We start from the raw sequence: 19,607 nt of genomic DNA, 5'->3' as shown, positions 1-19,607 counted from the left end.
TATTAGGTACAAAAGGATGAAGAAATATTTAAATTTAACTTTTTTATTATTAAGTTTGTTGATTTCAGCTTGCTCATCCCAACCTAAATCAGAAGCTTGGTTAACCAAAGAAACTAAAGTTAACTTACCAAAGATAGATTTAAACCAAGACTATCATGACCAACAACTATTAACCTTTAAATATAATAGTCAAGAAAACTCGGTTATTACCGTTGTTGACATCCAAAACAACCAATTAAAAGTGATGGGTTTATCCACTATAGGTATCCGTTTGTTTGAAATCCAATACAATGGTAGTGAAGTTAAAGCAAAACAGTATATATTTATTAAACAGCTTCCCCCGCCAGAGCAAGTATTATCGGACATAATGCTAAGCATTCTACCAACAACTTCGTGGCAAAACGTATTACCCCCTAATTGGCAACTTGTGGATAAAGGTTTATTTAGAACACTCATTAATGATCAAAAACAAACTATCATTAACATAACTTATAACAAAAAAGTTTCAACAGAGATTAGAAAACCAATAAAAATTGATCACGCTATATTTGGTTATCAAATTGCAATAAAGAGTATGGAATAAATGATTTATGTTGCTGCGCTTGGCGCAATAAACACCTTAGGACACGACAAACAACAAATCGCCAATAATTTGGCCAAAAATTATTGTGCAAGTCATTATTTAACTAAACAAAAAGGATGGTTGTTAAATGGTCAAAATACTTGGTTAGGTAAAGTAAACGGCGATCTTCCGACTATTCCTCATCAATTTATACAATATGCAACAAGAAATAATCATTTACTTTATGCTGCATATTTGCAAATTAAACAACCAATACAACAAACTATCGAAAAATATGGTCCAAAACGAATTGCGGTCATAATGGGAACCAGTACTTCTGGGATACACGAAGGTGATATCAACATTAAGCACTACTTAGAGACTCATCATTGTGAACCTAACTTTTATTATCATCAGCAAGAACTTGGTGATCCTTCCCGATTCTTAACCGAGCTATTAAATTTGCAAGGCCCTAGTTACACCATATCAACCGCTTGCACATCTAGCGCAAAAGCTGTAATAAGTGGTCAACGACTGATTGAATCAGGATTAGTTGATGCTGCGATTGTTGGTGGTGCAGACAGTTTAAGTCGGATGCCGATTAATGGCTTTAATGCACTCGAAGCGTTATCAAGTAAACCTTGCATGCCATTTGCACAAGATCGTACTGGCATAAATATTGGTGAAGCCAGTGGGTTAATGTTACTAACCAAAGAGGAATCAAGTAATATTGCTTTATTAGGTACAGGTGAATCCTCAGATGCTTATCACATCTCCTCCCCTCATCCTGAAGGGATAGGAGCGCAAACTGCGATGGAGATGGCATTAAAAAATGCCAATTTAAAACCAAATCAGATCGGTTATCTCAATTTACATGGCACAGCAACGATTCTTAATGACCAAGCTGAAAGTAAAGCAGTTTATCGATTATTTAAACAAAACCTTCCTTATTGTAGTTCAACAAAACATCTAACAGGACATACATTAGGTAGCGCAGCTATTACTGAATTAGCTATCAGTTACTTATTACTTAAACAAAATATTTATTTACCACAACAAGATTTTTCAATATCACCTTATGACAAAAATCTAGATAAAATTAACATGGTTACAGAAAAAATGATGCTACAAACACCAATCATTATGTCTAACTCGTTTGCTTTTGGTGGCAATAATGCATCTCTTATTATTGGAAAGGTATAATGCAATATAAATCAGCAAGTGACTACTTACCACACAGGACACCGATGATTATGATTAACAAAGTTCATCTAGTCGACGACAAGCAATGCATTTGCAGTGTTGAAGTTAGCAAAAATGGCATACTTTCTCCATTTTTAACTAAGGATGATCAGCTACCCAATTTTTATGCTATCGAATTAATGGCACAAACCATTGGTGTTTGGAATGGGTATCATGGTTCGAAAAAAAAACACTCACCACAATTAGGTATGTTACTCGGTGGACGAGCAATTAAAACTACTGTACCTGCATTTGCACTGAATAGTGAATTAATGATAACCGCCAATTTAGTTCTGTTTGATTCTAAGTTGGCTAACTTTGATTGTGATATTTGCATCAATCAACAATGTGTTGCATCAGGCAAACTCAATGTTTATGAACCTGATCATAATGAATTTGACCAACTCTTTGGTTTACAACGATTAAAAGGATAACTATTATGCGTCGTACAGTGCTTGTAACTGGAGCAAGTAAAGGAATTGGTAAAGCAATAGCTTGTAAACTAGCGTTAGATGGGTTTGATATCGTCATACACTACCATAGTGATAAACAAGGGGCGCTTGAAACTAAAAAAATTATTGAGCAGACTGATCAGAAAGCCAGATTAATCCAATTCGATGTAAGCAATACCGATCAATGTCAACAAATTATTGAAGAAGATATTGAACAACATGGTGCCTATTACGGTGTGGTAAATAATGCTGGTATTATTCGCGATGGCGCTTTTCCAGCTTTAACACAAGATGACTGGAAGGCGGTAATTCATACCGATCTTGATAGTTTTTACAATGTGTTACATCCTTGTATTATGCCCATGATTGGACTACGTAATGGAGGAAGAATTGTTGTTATATCATCAATTTCAGGCATCGTTGGCAATCGTGGTCAAGTCAATTACAGCGCAGCTAAAGCAGGTGTAATTGGTGCAACCAAAGCATTAGCGCTTGAATTAGCTAAACGAAAAATTACCGTCAATTGCATTGCTCCAGGTCTAATTGATACTGGTATTTTAGATATTGAACCTATCGCTTTAAAAGAAGCAATGGCCATGATCCCACTTAAAAGAATGGGACACGTTGACGAAGTCGCAGGGCTTGCTAGTTATCTAATGTCAGATAATGCTGCATATATAACACGACAAGTCATTTCAATTAATGGAGGAATGGTATGACTAAACGAGTAGTTATAACCGGCTTAGGTGGAGTCACTGCATTTGGTAACGAATGGACTGATGTCGAGTTCAAACTGAAAAAACTTGAAAATGCAGTTCGATATATGCCTGAGTGGGAAATTTATGATGGGTTACACACCAAACTTGGCGCACCAATTGATGATTTTGCATTACCTGATCATTATACACGAAAAAAAATTCGTTCAATGGGCAGAGTATCTTTACTCTCAACCAAAGCAACTGAAATCGCATTAGAAAAAGCAGGATTACTTGATGCTATAGAGCTAACTAATGGCGATACAGGTATCGCGTTTGGATCATCGACAGGTAGTACTCAACCCGTTGCATCATTTGCAACCATGTTAAATGAAAAGCATACCAACAACATCACTGCCACTACCTATATCCAAATGATGCCACACACAACCGCAGTTAATACTGGCTTATTTTTTGGCTTAAAAGGTCGATTGATCACCACATCAAGTGCTTGTACTTCTGGAAGTCAAGCTATTGGTTATGCATATGAAGCCATAAAATACGGTATGCAAAAAATCATGGTAGCCGGCGGTGCTGAAGAGTTATGTCCATCGGAAGCAGCTGTTTTTGACACCTTATTTGCCACCAGTCAACTTAATGACACGCCTAAATTATCTCCAAGACCCTACGATTGTGACCGTGATGGCTTAGTTATTGGTGAAGGTGCTGGTGCATTAATTTTAGAAGAATATGAACATGCCAAAGCCCGAGGTGCAAAAATTTATGGTGAAATTATAGGCTTTAAAACCAACTGTGATGCAAGCCATATTACTCAACCAAGGCAAGAAACAATCCAATACTGTATTGAACAATCCCTTAAAGAGGCAGGATTAGATCCCAACCAAATTGGCTTCATCAGTGCCCACGGTACCGCTACCGCTCGCGGAGACGTTGCTGAAAGTAATGCAGTTGCCAATATTTTTGGTAACAAAACCCCCATATCATCATTGAAAAGTTATTTTGGCCATACCCTTGGCGCATGTGGGGCAATTGAAGCATGGTTGACGTTAGAAATGATGCACACAGGCTGGTTTAACCCAACTATCAACTTAAATCATATCGATCCTCAGTGCGGTGATCTTGATTATATTGTCGGCGCTGGGCGAAATTTAGATATTGAATATTTTCAAACCAATAACTTTGCTTTTGGTGGAATCAACACCTCAATTGTTATTAAAAGATTATAGTTTGATATTTTTGAATAAGCTTAGTGTTAAAATTTATCTAGATTTTTATACCATTATTCAGGAATGTTAAGATTGTTGATGGAATTTTTATTGCTCCATTTACATAATAAATAGTTCAAATGATTTTACAAATGATGGTACTTTAACAACTTGCATAGTTGCTAAAGTACACATTCATTTTGTTTAAAATCTCGTTTACCATCCTCATTTTTTTAATTTATTTTTTAAACAATAATGTAGTATTACTCAGAGTTTAGTTTACTATAACGATTTTTAACCATGATAGATATCTTTTATGAGTTTATAGCATAGTGGTGATATCTATCCTTAGTTTATAAACAAACTTTCATCTTTTTTATAAAGAAATTTAATAAAATAGCGACTGATTAACAAAGATAAAAGTAAATTAATTGCCAATAAAAATATTAGATTATTTAAAGACTGAGATTGAATTTTACTTATGAGACTTAATGAAGGTGAAATATCATTCATAAAAATCACATAATAAATAGTCGCACTTACAAGACCACTAAGAAAAGTAGTTACCATTCCTGACAATATCAATTTTGCGAAGCTAACTTTAGAATTCACTTGTTTAAAACTATTTTTGATAACTACAGTGAAAAGTATATAGAGAATTACTGACAATAAAAGTCCTATCAATACTGGTGCCAACACTAAAGATATACTTGGTTGCAAAAAATGATAAATTATTGCTAACGATATATAGGACAAGAAAATACTATAAAGTTGGATATGAATTTTTTTTAATTGGTCTGAATTAAAATTAATTGCTGATCGATAAATAATATTATTTCTACCGATAAAATAAAACATTATGATTAGCATAAATAAATCTATTATAAGAATTAGCCGATATGTGAAAATGAGATAGAAATATGAAAATGAATCATCGTGGATTAAGTCAAAATTAATTAGAAAATAATTATAAAACAGTATGAATATTTCAACGCCGAATTCAAAAAGTGGTGTTTGCAAAAAATAGGTAATAAGAAAAAAAATCACAGAGAGCAAACTGATTACTTTCCAATTTTTAGATACATTATATAGACAATACTTTTGGCAGAAAAATACACTAATAATAAAAACTAAAAAATAATAATTCATAGAACCCAAAGTTAAACTATGAATTAGTTGAGCTATGTAAATATTGCCTTCGCTAAGGTAGCTATCCGATTTGATAACAAGATTAAATATGGAATTGAATAATGAACATCCAAAATTGATAAAAATAAAAAGGCAAGGTAGTTTAAAATAAGATTGATTTTGAGTATCCATTATATCCCTATAAATGTTCATTATTAAATAATATAAAAAATGGTAACTATCTTGAAAGATGAATATAAAGATTATATTTTGGTTTAAAAATCCTATCGTTTTTATAATCAATATAACCTAAAAATAGTAACCAAAATAAAAACAAAAAATAGATCTTTATAAAAAATTATTGTTCCATCAAAGTTAAGAAATCTCAATTTATAAATTTTCTTTTCTTTTTTCTTTTTTTACCTTTTATTTTGTTAATTAGTAAACATATAAAAGCTATTGCAGGATTGAAAAAAAAGAAAATAAAAAACAATAAAATGATTAATGGTTTATATTCTGGAAAAGATTCTATAATTTTTTCTTGATATAATGAGCATAAGAATAAAATACTAAATAGAAAAAAATAAATTATTCTTGTTACCCATAATAATCTTTTTAACGATTTTATTCTTCTATAATGAGTTGGTGTACAATCTGAATAAGGTATCGTGATACCCAACAGAAAAAGCTCAATTAAAAATAATAAAATATAAAAAAAGGTTACCATTTTTTATTTCTTCAGAGAGTCGATTTATCTAATAACACTGCTTCATTGAAATTGGTAATAATATTTTAATTAAAGCTAGATACCTTAAATGACTTTTTCCCCTTTATCGCAGGATCGGCAAGTACAACAACTAATTACTCAATAAGCATTATTCATAAATATAGCCTAGATTATATACAAAATTAGATAACTGTAAAACTAAAACCAAGATTTATATTGCGAATTTTAGAAAAATCAATCAACCTTAAGTCATTATAATGAATAGATATGGCGTCATTTGACGCCATTATCAAATGTTTAGTATCAGAACTAAACGTTATAAATCATTTTTTTCACGTTCAATGGCTCGATAACCAATATCATGCCGATAGTAACAACCATGCCAATGAATATTTTTGATTTGTTCATATGCACGTTTTTGGGCATCTGATACGCTGTTACCTACTGCGGTGACACATAGAACTCGTCCACCATTGGTACAAACTTGACCATTTTCCAAGCAAGTACCGGCGTGGAAGATTTTACAATCGTTATCTATAACGGTTGGTAGACCTAAAATAACATCTTTAGTGTTGTAATCGCCCGGATAACCACCAGCAGCGAGCACGACACCTAAAGCTGGTCTTGGATCCCATTTTGATTTTATGGTATCTAATTTACCTTTTGTGGCAGCTAAACAGAGTTCTATCAAGTCCGATTGCATTCGCATCATGATCGGTTGGGTTTCTGGATCGCCAAATCGACAATTAAATTCAATGACTTTGGGATTACCTTGTTTATCTATCATTAAACCGGCATAAAGGAAACCAACATAAACATTACCTTCTTGTGCCATGCCATTGACCGTAGGATAGATGATTTGTTGCATAACTTTATTGAAGACCTCATCGGTTACTACCGGTGCTGGAGAATAAGCGCCCATTCCTCCGGTATTAAGACCGGTATCGCCATCACCTACTCGCTTATGATCTTGACTAGTTGCCATTGGTTCGACATGTTTACCATCGACCATCACGATAAAGCTAGCTTCTTCGCCATCGAGAAACTCTTCTATTACTACTCTATGACCGGCATCACCAAAGGCATTACCCGCTAACATATCGCGCACCGCCTCTTCTGCTTCTTGAAGTGTGATGGCAACAATCACGCCTTTCCCTGCAGCTAAACCATCAGCTTTTATTACAATTGGCGCCCCTTTTTGCTGAATATAGGCAATAGCTGGCTCAATTTCGGTAAAGTTTTGATATTCAGCAGTTGGAATATGGTGACGAGCTAAAAAATCTTTAGTGAAAGCCTTCGAACCTTCAAGTTGTGCTGCGGCTTTTGAGGGGCCAAAAATAGTTAATCCTGCCTTTTGGAAACTATCCACAATACCAATCACTAATGGAGCTTCTGGTCCTACAATAGTTAAGTCTATTTCTTGCGCTTGAGCAAAATTGAGTAGACCAGCAATGTCGGTTGCTTTAATGTTGATGTTTTCTAAATTAGGTTCCAGCGCAGTACCAGCATTGCCAGGCGCAACAAACACTTTAGAAACTAATGGCGATTGTGCTGCTTTCCATGCCAAAGCATGTTCACGTCCACCATTGCCGATAACTAATACTTTCATACAAGGTCCTTTCAATACTTTTAAAATTAATGCCTAAAATGCCGCATATTGGTGAAGATCATGGCAATATTATGCTCATTTGCAGCTTGTATCACTTCATCATCGCGAATTGAACCACCGGGCTGAATAACACAAGTAACTCCCACAGCAGCCGCTGCATCAACACCGTCTCTAAACGGAAAGAAGGCATCAGATGCCACAACTGAACCAGCGACTTCTAGATTTTCATCTTGCGCTTTTATTCCGGCAATTTTTGCCGAATACACCCTGCTCATTTGCCCGGCGCCAATTCCAATAGTCATGTTATCTTTAGCATAAACAATGGCATTAGATTTTACAAATTTAGCTACTTTCCAACAAAATAGTGCATCAGATAACTCTTTTTCGGTCGGTTGTCGTTTGGTAACCACTGTTAGTTGTTCTTGGGTTACCATACCTAAATCTCGGTCTTGTACAAGAAGTCCACCATTAACTCGTTTAAAGTCTAAACTGGCAACCGCGCTTCCTGACCATTGACCACACTCCAATACTCGGACATTTTTTTTAGTTTGGGTGATCGCCAATGCGTCTTGATCAACGGATGGCGCAATAATCACTTCAACGAATTGCTTATCAACGATAGTTTGGGCAGTCTTAGCATCCAAAGGACGATTAAAAGCAATGATGCCACCAAAAGCAGAAGTTGGATCGGTTTTAAAAGCATTAAGGTAGGCATTTAAGATGTTATCACTTACCGCAACACCACAAGGATTGGCGTGTTTAACAATCACGCAAGCCGGCTCTGCAAATGATTTTACGCATTCTAATGCGGCATCGGTATCAGCAATATTGTTATAAGATAATTCTTTACCTTGTACCTGTTTAGCGGTAGCAATAGAGCCTTGCTCTAAATGTTCTTCAACATAGAAAGCCGCTTGTTGATGAGAGTTTTCACCATAGCGCATATCTTGTTTTTTAATAAATTGTAAATTTAAAGTGCGAGGAAACTCACCTGCTGGTTTATCTCTATCACCATAATATGGTGGCACAAGTTTACCAAAGTAGTTGGCGATCATACCATCATATTGAGCAGTATGTTCAAATGCCTTTATTGCTAAACTAAATCGATATTTGAACGAAAGGCAATTTTGCTGTTGATCTAGCATATCAATGATGGTGCTATAATCCCGGCAATCAACGACGATAGCGACATCTTTATTATTTTTTGCCGCTGACCGTACCATGGTTGGTCCACCAATATCAATATTTTCTATCGCATCTTCTAGACTGCATTTGGGGTCAGCAACCGTTTTCGCAAAAGGATATAAGTTCACAACTACCATATCAATTGGTGCGATCTGATGTTGTTTCATCACCTCATCATCAATTCCTCGACGCCCCAATATGCCACCATGTATTTTAGGATGTAAAGTTTTGACTCGACCATCCATCATCTCAGGAAATCCCGTGTAATCCGCTACTTCGGTAACAGGAATATGGTTGTCAATTAGAAGTTTGGCGGTTCCGCCAGTGGAAAGAAGTTCTATATTACGAACGGATAAAGCTTTGGCAAATTCAATGATTCCGGTTTTATCAGAAACACTAAGTAAAGCACGACGGATAGGACGAAACTGCTGCATGAAAAAAGCTCCGAAATTGATTTTCTAAATCCAAGTCTGTGGCTGGCTATTATATATAAAACACGCAGCGATGTTTAGTATTAACTTTTTAAAATTAAATCGAAAAATTTTTTACCTCAATAATTTGATATTGATCACAGAATTAACATTTTCCGGTTAATCATGGTGTTTTAGGCTTTCTTTTTTAGATTTTTTGCTCTAATGTTATGCGTAACTGTTACGCATAACATTTTATAAAAAGGGAGAAAGTCATGCAGTCTTTATTTGAATTGAAAGGAAAACGCGCACTCATCACCGGTTCTGCTCAAGGAATTGGTAATCTTTTAGCAAATGGTTTAGGTCAATATGGCGCTAGCATTATCATCAATGATATTACTCAAGAAAGAGCCGATAATGCTGCCAAGTTATTACAGCAACAAGGTATTGATGCCGTTGGTGTAGGTTTTGATGTCACTAATTTAGCATCCGTAACGCAAGCAATTAATTATATTGAGAAAGAAATCGGTGCTATCGATATTTTAATTAATAATGCCGGGATTCAACGTCGTCATCCTTTTACAGAATTTCCTGAAGCAGATTGGGATGCAGTCATTAACGTTAATCAAAAAGCGGTGTTTTTAGTTTCACAACAAGTGGCTAAACATATGATTAACCGCCGTGAAGGGAAAATCATTCATATCTGTTCAATGCAAAGTGAATTAGGTCGAGACACTATCACGCCTTACGCCGCCTCGAAAGGAGCGGTAAAAATGTTAGTAAAAGGAATGTGTGTTGAACTTGCCCGCTACAACATTCAAGTCAATGGTATTGGTCCTGGTTATTTCGATACTGAGATGTGTAGAGCACTGGTCGAAAATAAAGAGTTCACCAGCTGGCTATGCCAAAGAACACCAGCAGCTCGTTGGGGAAAACCTGAAGAACTGATTGGTTCAGCGGTATTTTTATCCTCTAAAGCATCTAATTTTGTCAACGGACATATTCTTTATGTCGATGGCGGAATGCTAGCTGCGGTTTAATCACCCATCACAAATTACACAGATGTTTATGATTCAAAGCTAATGAGCGTTATTTGAGATGATTAGAACCATAAACATTTGTCGTAATTTATCTAGGATTTTATTTAGTTTATAAAGGGAATGAATATGAATATCACACAAAAATTAGCACCATCGAGATGGTGGCGATTAATGCCAATAATTTTTATCACTTACAGTCTAGCTTACTTAGATCGTGCAAATTATGGTTTTGCCGCTGCTGCCGGTATCAATGATGATTTAGGGATTACTAAAGGTACGTCATCATTAATTGGTGCATTGTTTTTTCTTGGCTACTTTTTCTTCCAAGTTCCTGGTTCTATTTACGCGGTTAGAAAAAGTGTTCGAAAACTGATTTTTGTTTGCCTTATTTTATGGGGAATGTGTGCAGCACTAACAGGAATGGTCAGTAATATTCCTTCACTTATGGCGATACGCTTTGTGTTAGGAATTGTTGAAGCTGCTGTGATGCCGTCAATGTTAATTTATATTAGTACTTGGTTCACAAAAGCTGAACGCTCAAAAGCCAATACATTTTTAATATTAGGAAATCCAGTAACAGTATTGTGGATGTCTATTGTTTCAGCTCATCTAATCGACCTTTATGGCTGGCGTGAAATGTTTGTTATTGAAGGTTTACCAGCCGTTTTATGGGCCGTAATTTGGTGGATTTTGGTCAGAGATAAACCATCAGAAGTGAAATGGTTAACCGACGCAGAAAAAGCGGAATTCCAAGCAGTAATGAATAAAGAGCAGCAAAATATCAAACCAATGCGTAATTATGGTGAAGCATTTCGTTCAGGTAATGTGATTAAACTTTGTGCAGTACATGCTTTATGGAGCATTGGAGTGTATGGTTTTATGATGTGGATGCCATCTATCATTAAAGCATCGGGTAATGTTGATATCGTTTCAGTTGGTTGGTTAGCGGCTATCCCATACTTTGTTGCGATTGCAATGATGTTAATTGTCTCTTTTTATTCTGATAAACTTCAAAACAGAAAATTATTTGTTTGGCCATTATTGTTAATTGCGACTATTGCTTTCTTTACCGCTTATTTACTTGGTGCCGAACATTTCTGGATCTGCTTCATCTTATTATCTATCGCAGCAGGATGTATGTATGCACCTTATGGACCGTTTTTTGCCTTAATCCCTGAACTATTACCTAGTAATGTTTCGGGTGTTTCAATTGGGTTAATTAATAGTTTTGGTGCGCTTGGTGCATTCATTGGCGCTTGGTTAGTTGGTGTTATCAATGCTGCAACCGGTAGTGCTGGAGCATCTTATATTTTTATGGGCGCAGCTTTAGTATTATCCGTTGTTCTTATGGCTAACGTTAAAGCACCTAAAAAATAATATCCATTTTCAATAAAAAGGTAATAGTGACTATTACCTTTTTCATTTAATTAAAGATAACTAATGTTATTTATTTTGCTATTTTACTGATAAAATAGCCGCTTTCTTTTGAATAATTCCTTTAAATAACGATTTATGAAAGATAAACGCATTAGTTTACAAGATATTGCAGATTTAACTGGTGTGACTAAAATGACAATTAGTCGCTATTTAAAAAATCCTGAGCAGATATCAGAAAAAAATAGAGAAAAAATCGCCAAGGTTCTAAAAGAAATTAATTATATACCTAATCTTGCCCCACAAATCATGTTAGGTTCTCGTAGCCGTTGTATCGGTATCGCCATCCCTTCATTTAAAAATCAAATATTTTTAGAAGTTCTAGCTGGCATTGAATCAGTTGCGTCAACCCATCACTATCAAACCATTATTACTAATTACAATTATGATAAGCAAATTGAGGAAGAGAAAATTGTCAATTTGCTATCTTATAATATTGATGCATTAGTTTTGATGGAAAAACAACATACAACAACTACGCTTGAATATTTAAAGACAGCTAAGATTCCTGTTATTGAGTTAATGGATATTACCAATACGTTTTTTGATATTCAAGTTGGATTTGATAACCAAAAAGCTGCATATGACATGACAATGCAGATGATTGCCTCCGGTAAAAAAAATATTATCTATTTTAACTCAATTGCTAGCGTGCGAGATAGTCAGCGTTATCACGGTTATGAGCAAGCAATGAAGCAATCAGGATTAGTTCCCCATCAAATTATACCAAATTCGATTTCATCTATCGATTTAGGCAAACATCTCTTTCATAAAGCAATACAAGAATATCCGAATATGGACGGCGTATTTTGCACTAACGATGATATGGCCATTGGTGTTTTACTTGAATGCCAAAATTATAGCATCCCTGTTCCGGAACAAATCGCTATTTCAGGATTCCATGGATTAGAGGTTGGCCGAGCCAATAAACAAAATATTGCTACTGTGATCACGCCTCGATTCGAAATAGGTAAAGTCGCCATTGAATTACTGCTAAAAAGGCTTGATGGTGAGATAATTTCTAATAGCATCTGTTTGCCTTATCACATTGAAAAAGGGCAAACCATTTAAGAATAATTCAGAAATTTAGACGGTTCAGGCAAAACCATGCCTGAATTTTTTAAAAAAATTTAGATTAATCGTCACTATAACCTAAACTGCGCAATGCTCTTTCATCATCAGCCCAACCCGCTTTAACTTTTACCCATAATTCGAGATGGACTTTGTTGTCAAAGAAAAGTTGCATATCTTTACGAGCTTCAATGCCGATTTTTTTAATTTTTTCACCTTTATTACCAATAACCATTTTCTTTTGTCCATCCCGTTCAACTAGGATTAAACCGTTAATGCGATACATGCCGGTACGTTCGTCAACTTTGAATTGCTCAATTTCAACTGTGACAGAGTAAGGTAATTCATCGCCTAAAAAACGCATTAATTTTTCACGGATGATTTCTGATGCCATAAAGCGTTGTGAGCGATCGGTAATATAATCTTCTGGAAAATGGTGTTGACCAACAGGTAAATGTTTTTTAACAATGTCTTTAATAATATCAATGCCTTCACCTTTTTCTGCACTAATTGGCACCACATCTAGGAAATTAATTTTTTGACTAATTTCTTGGATGTGTGGAAGTAATTGGGTTTTATCGGTTACATTGTCGATTTTGTTGATCACTAATAATATAGGTGCTTTACAATCTTTAAGTTTACCGGCAACCATCTCATCATCTTCATTCCAGTGCGTACCTTCCACAACAAAGATAACCAATTCAACATCACCAATTGAACTGCTAGCAGCTCGGTTCATTAAGCGATTGATAGCCCTTTTTTCTTCAATATGTAAGCCTGGAGTATCAATGTAGATAATTTGATCGTCACCTTGAGTATCAATCCCGACAATGCGGTGTCGAGTGGTTTGCGCCTTACGTGATGTGATAGATACTTTTTGCCCAAGTAATTGGTTTAATAATGTTGATTTGCCGACATTTGGTCTACCAACTATCGCAACAAATCCACAATGTTGTTTTGATTCTGTCATTTTATACCTAATTGGTTTAGTGCTTCTTGAGCTGCAGCTTGTTCAGCCTTACGACGGCTTAAACCTCGCCCTAAATATTGATGATCGTCGTTTTCAATTTTACATTGAATCAAAAACTCTTGTTCATGATTATCACCCGTTACTTCAAGGATTAAATAACAAGGTCTTTCATGTCGTATACCTTGTAAATATTCTTGTAACCGCGTTTTAGCATCTTTTTGCTTAATACCTGGTTGAATTTGATTTAGACGAGTTTGATACCAAGATAAGATTAAGTGACGGATGTTTTCAATATTACTATCTAAATAAATAGCGCCAATGATAGCTTCTACCGCATCGGAGATAATTGACTCCCGACGAAAACCACCACTTTTCAATTCACCTTGACCTAATATTAAGTGATCACCGAGTTTAAATTCTTTACCCATTTCGGCAAGGGTCTGACCACAAACTAGACTGGCTCGCATTTGGCTAAGGTCACCTTCATCTTGCTTGAGGAATCGATGATAAAGTTCATCAGCAATAACAAAACTTAAAATCGAGTCCCCTAAAAATTCAAGACGTTCATTATGCATTTTATTAGCACTGCGATGTGTCAGTGCTAATTGAAGTAAAGTTATATCTTTAAATTGATAACCAATAGCTTTTTGTATTTGATTCAAATTTTTCATAGTCATAACAGTTAGTGGATTCCACCTATTCGGCTAAATCTAACCCCTGTTGGCCATTCATCAGGTTGTTTTTCAAAGCTAACCCAAATAGCTGTTGCTCGACCAACAAAGTTTTCTTCAGGTACAAAACCAAAATATCGACTATCACCACTATTATCACGATTATCACCCATCATAAAGTAGTTACCTTGTGGTACTACCCAAGTTGCTACTGGTTGACCTTTTTGATGATAAAAGTAAGTTGGATCTTCGATTATACCTTGCGTTGTTAAGATGTCGTGCGGTTTATCACCTAGTGTCTCTTGTTGGATTTTTATATCTAACGTAATTCTATTTTGCGAATCTACAATACCTTTATCTTTATATTGTTCAAGCGTATAGAAAATCGGCGCAGATTTATCTTTTTCGTGTACTTGTTTCCAATTGCTTGGCTGCGGTTGTGTGTAGTGCAAATCTAATTGTTCAGATCGTTGACCAACACAATTACTATCAGTTGTTTTACACGCAGGATAAATAACTATTTTCTTTTCATTAACCAAATAAACAATCTTATCACCAGGCAAACCAACCACACGTTTAATTAAATCCATTTGCGGTATGTTAGGGTGTTTAAAAACAGCAACATCACCTCTCTTTGGTGTACCGGTTGCAATTAATACTTTATTATTAATAGGGTTTCTTAAGCCATAAGCAAATTTTTCCACAGCAATAAAATCACCAATTAATAAGGTTTGCATCATTGACCCTGATGGAATTTGAAATGGTTCATAAATAAATGAACGAATAACAAATACCACAAATAAAACAGGAAAGAATGAAGATATGCTCTCTACCCAGCCTTTTGGTTTTCCAACCTCAGCAAGTATTCGACCATCTACCTCACCATTATGGGCTTTACGCACTTCTTCAACTTTACGTTGTCTAGCTGGTTTCCAGCGGAATTTTTCCAAAAACCAGAAGATAGCCGTAATAAATGTTGCAAATGTTAATACGATGGCAAACATTCCAGCCATTTTTTTTCCTCTTTAACTAATTAATCTTTACCTACATGCAAAATAGCTAAAAACGCTTCTTGAGGTAATTCAACATTACCTACTTGCTTCATGCGTTTTTTACCCTCTTTTTGCTTCTGTAAAAGTTTCTTTTTACGACTAACATCACCGCCATAACATTTGGCTAAGACGTTTTTACGCAGTTGTTTTACGGTTGAACGCGCTATAACATGATTGCCAATTGCAGCTTGAATAGCAATATCAAACTGCTGACGCGGAATAAGATCTTTCATCTTATCAACCAGCTCACGACCTCGATAAGGTGCATTATCTTTATGGGTAATAAGTGCCAACGCATCAACACGTTCACCGTTAATCAATACATCCAGTCTGACCATGTCAGCAACTTGGAAACGTTTAAAACTATAATCTAAGGAAGCATAACCGCGTGAAGTTGATTTTAGTTTGTCGAAGAAGTCTAAAACAACTTCAGTCATTGGAATCTCATAAGTTAATGCTACTTGATTGCCATGATAAACCATATTAATTTGCACACCGCGTTTTTCAGCACATAAAGTAATTACATTACCTAAATACGTTTGTGGAACCAATATGTTACATTCGGCAATTGGTTCACGCAGTTCTTGAATATTATTAACTGCCGGTAGTTTAGCTGGGCTATCGACATAAATAATTTCATTTTGTGTAGTTAAAACTTCATAAACTACAGTCGGTGCAGTAGTAATTAGATCAAGATCATACTCTCTTTCTAATCTTTCTTGGATGATTTCCATGTGCAATAAGCCAAGAAAACCACAACGGAAACCAAATCCTAATGCACCAGAATTCTCAGGCTCATAAAAGAGAGATGCATCATTAAGGCTTAATTTACCTAATGCATCGCGAAAAGCTTCATAATCATCCGAACTAGTTGGAAATAATCCAGCATAGACTTGTGGTTTCACTTTTTTAAAGCCAGGTAAGGCTTTATCTGCTGGCGCTCTAGCTGATGTTAATGTATCACCTACAGGTGCGCCTAAAATATCTTTAATTGCACAAACCACCCAACCTACTTCACCACAATGTAAACAGTCTTTATCAACTTGTTTTGGCGTAAAGATGCCTAAACGATCAACATTATAAGTCATACCCGTACTCATAACTTTGATTTTGTCACCTTTATTTAACTCACCATTTTTAATACGAATTAACGATACCACACCTAAATAGTTATCAAACCATGAATCAATAATAAGTGCTTGCAGTGGTGCATTAGAATCGCCTTCTGGTGCAGGAATATCATGAACCAGTTGTTCAAGTACATCAACCACACCAACTCCAGTTTTAGCCGAGCATCTTACGGCATTGCTAGCATCTATCCCAACAATGTCTTCAATCTCTTCAGCCACTCTTTCAGGTTCAGCTGCTGGTAAGTCTATTTTATTGAGTACCGGTACGACTTCAAGATCCATATCAAGTGCTGTATAACAGTTAGCAAGAGTTTGTGCTTCAACACCTTGTCCGGCATCAACCACCAGTAGTGCACCTTCACATGCGGCAAGTGAGCGAGATACTTCATAAGAAAAGTCAACATGCCCAGGTGTATCAATGAAATTAAGCTGATATGTTTGGCCATCTTTAGCATGATAATCTAAAGTAACACTTTGTGCTTTAATTGTAATACCACGCTCGCGTTCTAGATCCATTGAGTCCAGAACTTGTGCTTCCATTTCGCGATCAGAAAGTCCACCACAGATTTGGATAATACGATCAGAAAGCGTTGATTTACCATGGTCAATATGGGCAATAATTGAAAAATTGCGAATATTTTTATTCATATCAATAAGTTATATTTTAGTTATGTACTGTTAATTATCGTTTATGTTATTGGCTACAAATAACAAGTCAAATAATCACGAAAATAGAAGCAAACATTCTACACATTAATAGTCAGTAAGCATAGTGTTATCGAGAGGTTTCCGGTGATTTCTCAACAATATTTTGCGCAATTCTTTCAATCGTGGCTTCGGGTAAATTACCAATAATGATAATATTTTTGTTACCAAGATTGGTCGAAAATATTGTTCGTCCACCTTGCTGGATAAGTTGATTTGATTGGCTTGCCTGCTCTAAAGAGACATTTACCGTAAAAGAAAACACGCCATCAGAAAACAGTTTGGTCGCTATATCAGAACTATAAAAATTGACATTATATGCGGCAATTTCTTTAAATCCTTTTGGCAACCATGCTAAACGCCAAGCATCAAGTAAATTATTCTGTTTTTCGATTGATAATAGAATTGGATAGGTTCGATTATCAATGTAATTTTTAAATTTTTGGGCATCAAAACTTGCATCAATATCTAATACTTTTAATTGATTAACAATATTATTATCATCATCAATTAAGTCTATTCGCAATGGTAAAAAGTTTTCATCATCGATCCAGATAACATAACTATAACGATCTTTATCTTTAGCAATTACTTTAACTAATTGCACACCACGGTTGGCTGTTCTGGTTTTACCTAATAAAATAAAGTCATAAATACTTGCTAACGAGTTAAAATCATTATAGACAACATCAGGAAAAGCCTCAGTGATACGAGAACTCGCAATAGAAAATGAAGGGCTATCCGGTTGAAAATAACTGGTTGTATTGTTATGTAAAATGATCTCTTTTGCCGGTCCTTCAAGATAAAGCAATTGTGCATTAATATTGTCTTTTTTGGCGGCACCTAAATGATTATATTCGAAGGTTGTTGCAAATTGTTCTCTATCTTGAGATAAAAAGTGGATTTGATAATCACTCGTTTGCACAGCTTTACCCATTTTATTTAATAAATTTAATGCTTCATTTGTTTCAGCGGCTATCGCTGATGTAGAAAACAATATAAAAAACAGAGTAATAATAAAATTGTTACTCTGTTTTGACTTATAATTTATTAAAGAAAATAAAAAATTCATATTTATTTAACGGGCATTCAACCTTTTTTGTAATTCATAATCTTGAACTAGCAATCGAATTTTATCATATTGTCTTTTTTCAAGTAATTGTTGATCATTATGTTGTTGTATTCCACCAACAGGAGCAACATTAACCCCCATAGGTAAAGTATTAAGTGTTGGAACTCCACTTACATCATCAGATTGACCTTGATGATATTGAACTCCTGCAATAATGGCTAAAGTGACACAAGCAGCAAGTCCAACTTGGCTAACTTTAGCAATAATATCTTTAATTCGCAACCAAAACAGATTTTCAGCTTTAGGAATAGCAATTTCTTCTTGAGATGGTTGCTCGATTAGTTGAGGATATAAATCTTCACCGGCGATTGCCATAGCAACTTGATTACTAATATCTAATGTTAATGAACTAGCGTGCAATTCTCCTCGCATTGCATCTCTCACGACGTGATATCGATGCCAGCAGGATTGCAAACTTTCATCATGGCTAACCATATCAATGAAGTGATCGTCCATAGACTCACCATCCATTAATAATGAAAGCTGCTGTTTCTGTTCTATTTGCATAGTAGATACCTTAGTTTCTTGCTGATTAATTTATTCAGAGTATTAACTGATTAATGGTTTTATTTTTTCATCAATAGCATCACGGGCTCTAAAAATCCGTGATCTCACAGTTCCAACTGGTGTAGCCATAATTTCGGCAATTTCCTCATAACTTAGACCATCAATTTCACGTAAAGTAATGGCCGTTCTCAAATCATCAGGTAATGCTTCAATTGCGTCAAATACCACTTTTTCAACTTCTTTAGAAAGTACTAAACTTTCTGGATTATCAACATCTCTTAATGAGTCAGCACCTTCGTAACCTTCTGCTTCACTGGCATCTATGTCCGAAGATGGAGGTCGTCTTCCTTGTGATGTTAAATAATTTTTTGCTGTATTAACCGCTATTCGATACAACCAAGTATAAAAAATACTTTCACCTTTGAAAGAGCTTAATGAACGATAAGCTTTTATAAAGGTTTCTTGCACTACATCTGGGATTTCAGAAGGTAAAACATAACGTGATACCAAATGAGCTAGCTTATTTTGATAACGAACCACTAATAAATTAAACGCATTTTTATCTCCGTCTAAAACGCGTTCAACTAAAACTTGGTCTGTTATTTGCTCCCCCATTAAAGGCCATCCCTCATTATGTTAACAATATTAGTGTGGCCCCA

Annotated in this window: 17 protein-coding genes; 8 read left to right on the top strand and 9 right to left on the bottom strand. The window is 35.3% G+C overall.

Annotated features, from left to right (window positions below; genetic code table 11):
* Positions 1-16: 16 nt before the first annotated feature.
* Genes DKK79_RS03485 through DKK79_RS03465 form a run of 5 tightly spaced genes read left to right on the top strand, consistent with a single transcriptional unit; the run spans position 17 to position 4,198 of the window.
* Positions 17-583, top strand: coding sequence for a DUF3261 domain-containing protein (locus tag DKK79_RS03485; protein ID WP_110422859.1), 567 nt, complete (start codon positions 17-19; stop codon positions 581-583).
* A complete protein-coding gene (locus DKK79_RS03480) occupies positions 584-1,765 on the top strand; it encodes a beta-ketoacyl-[acyl-carrier-protein] synthase family protein (protein ID WP_110422858.1) in 1,182 nt (393 codons plus the stop codon).
* Positions 1,765-2,238, top strand: coding sequence for an ApeP family dehydratase (locus DKK79_RS03475; protein WP_110422857.1), 474 nt, complete (start codon positions 1,765-1,767; stop codon positions 2,236-2,238). Before DKK79_RS03480 ends, DKK79_RS03475 begins: the two co-directional genes overlap by 1 nt.
* Before the next feature lie 5 nt (positions 2,239-2,243).
* A complete protein-coding gene (locus DKK79_RS03470) occupies positions 2,244-2,975 on the top strand; it encodes a 3-ketoacyl-ACP reductase FabG2 (RefSeq protein ID WP_110422856.1) in 732 nt (243 codons plus the stop codon).
* A complete protein-coding gene (locus DKK79_RS03465; RefSeq protein ID WP_110422855.1) occupies positions 2,972-4,198 on the top strand; it encodes a beta-ketoacyl-ACP synthase in 1,227 nt (408 codons plus the stop codon). Before DKK79_RS03470 ends, DKK79_RS03465 begins: the two co-directional genes overlap by 4 nt.
* A 2,150-nt stretch (positions 4,199-6,348) precedes the next feature.
* Here the strand turns inward: DKK79_RS03465 and purD are convergent.
* A complete protein-coding gene (gene purD / locus DKK79_RS03450; protein WP_110422852.1) occupies positions 6,349-7,641 on the bottom strand; it encodes a phosphoribosylamine--glycine ligase in 1,293 nt (430 codons plus the stop codon).
* A gap of 26 nt (positions 7,642-7,667) precedes the next feature.
* Complete coding sequence (gene purH, locus DKK79_RS03445) at positions 7,668-9,260, bottom strand: bifunctional phosphoribosylaminoimidazolecarboxamide formyltransferase/IMP cyclohydrolase (RefSeq protein WP_110422851.1); 1,593 nt, start codon at positions 9,258-9,260, stop codon at positions 7,668-7,670.
* 251 nt (positions 9,261-9,511) lie between these two features.
* Between purH and idnO the strand changes: the two genes are divergently transcribed.
* From idnO to DKK79_RS03430, 3 genes are all read left to right on the top strand, one after another.
* Entirely contained in the window at positions 9,512-10,276 is a 765-nt protein-coding gene (idnO, locus tag DKK79_RS03440; RefSeq protein ID WP_110422850.1) for a gluconate 5-dehydrogenase, read from the top strand.
* 126 nt (positions 10,277-10,402) lie between these two features.
* Positions 10,403-11,653, top strand: coding sequence for an MFS transporter (locus DKK79_RS03435; RefSeq protein WP_110422849.1), 1,251 nt, complete (start codon positions 10,403-10,405; stop codon positions 11,651-11,653).
* 135 nt (positions 11,654-11,788) lie between these two features.
* Entirely contained in the window at positions 11,789-12,781 is a 993-nt protein-coding gene (locus DKK79_RS03430; RefSeq protein ID WP_110422848.1) for a LacI family DNA-binding transcriptional regulator, read from the top strand.
* A gap of 64 nt (positions 12,782-12,845) precedes the next feature.
* Here DKK79_RS03430 and era read toward each other — a convergent pair whose 3' ends face one another.
* The 7 genes from era to rpoE all read right to left on the bottom strand — a co-directional run bounded on the left by era (position 12,846) and on the right by rpoE (position 19,563).
* Positions 12,846-13,751 (bottom strand): GTPase Era, encoded by a 906-nt coding sequence (era, locus tag DKK79_RS03425; protein ID WP_110422847.1) that lies wholly within the window; start codon positions 13,749-13,751, stop codon positions 12,846-12,848.
* The gene (gene rnc / locus DKK79_RS03420) at positions 13,748-14,422 is read right to left on the bottom strand and encodes a ribonuclease III (protein ID WP_110422846.1); all 675 of its coding nucleotides are present in this window, start codon (positions 14,420-14,422) and stop codon (positions 13,748-13,750) included. The genes era and rnc overlap by 4 nt, the downstream gene beginning before the upstream one ends.
* An 11-nt stretch (positions 14,423-14,433) precedes the next feature.
* Positions 14,434-15,435 (bottom strand): signal peptidase I, encoded by a 1,002-nt coding sequence (gene lepB, locus DKK79_RS03415; RefSeq protein ID WP_110422845.1) that lies wholly within the window; start codon positions 15,433-15,435, stop codon positions 14,434-14,436.
* 20 nt (positions 15,436-15,455) lie between these two features.
* On the bottom strand, positions 15,456-17,252 hold the full coding sequence (lepA, locus tag DKK79_RS03410; RefSeq protein WP_110422844.1) for a translation elongation factor 4: 1,797 nt from the start codon (positions 17,250-17,252) through the stop codon (positions 15,456-15,458).
* 127 nt (positions 17,253-17,379) lie between these two features.
* The gene (locus DKK79_RS03405; protein ID WP_181415216.1) at positions 17,380-18,306 is read right to left on the bottom strand and encodes a MucB/RseB C-terminal domain-containing protein; all 927 of its coding nucleotides are present in this window, start codon (positions 18,304-18,306) and stop codon (positions 17,380-17,382) included.
* An 81-nt stretch (positions 18,307-18,387) separates the two neighbouring features.
* A complete protein-coding gene (locus tag DKK79_RS03400) occupies positions 18,388-18,948 on the bottom strand; it encodes an RseA family anti-sigma factor (protein WP_110422842.1) in 561 nt (186 codons plus the stop codon).
* 42 nt (positions 18,949-18,990) lie between these two features.
* Positions 18,991-19,563, bottom strand: coding sequence for an RNA polymerase sigma factor RpoE (gene rpoE / locus DKK79_RS03395; RefSeq protein ID WP_110422841.1), 573 nt, complete (start codon positions 19,561-19,563; stop codon positions 18,991-18,993).
* Positions 19,564-19,607: the final 44 nt, after the last annotated feature.

Source organism: Gilliamella apicola (assembly GCF_003202915.1).
Classification (GTDB): domain Bacteria; phylum Pseudomonadota; class Gammaproteobacteria; order Enterobacterales; family Orbaceae; genus Gilliamella; species Gilliamella apicola_Q.
Note: the sequence above shows the minus strand (reverse complement) of the source record. Positions and strands in the feature narration are given on the sequence as shown.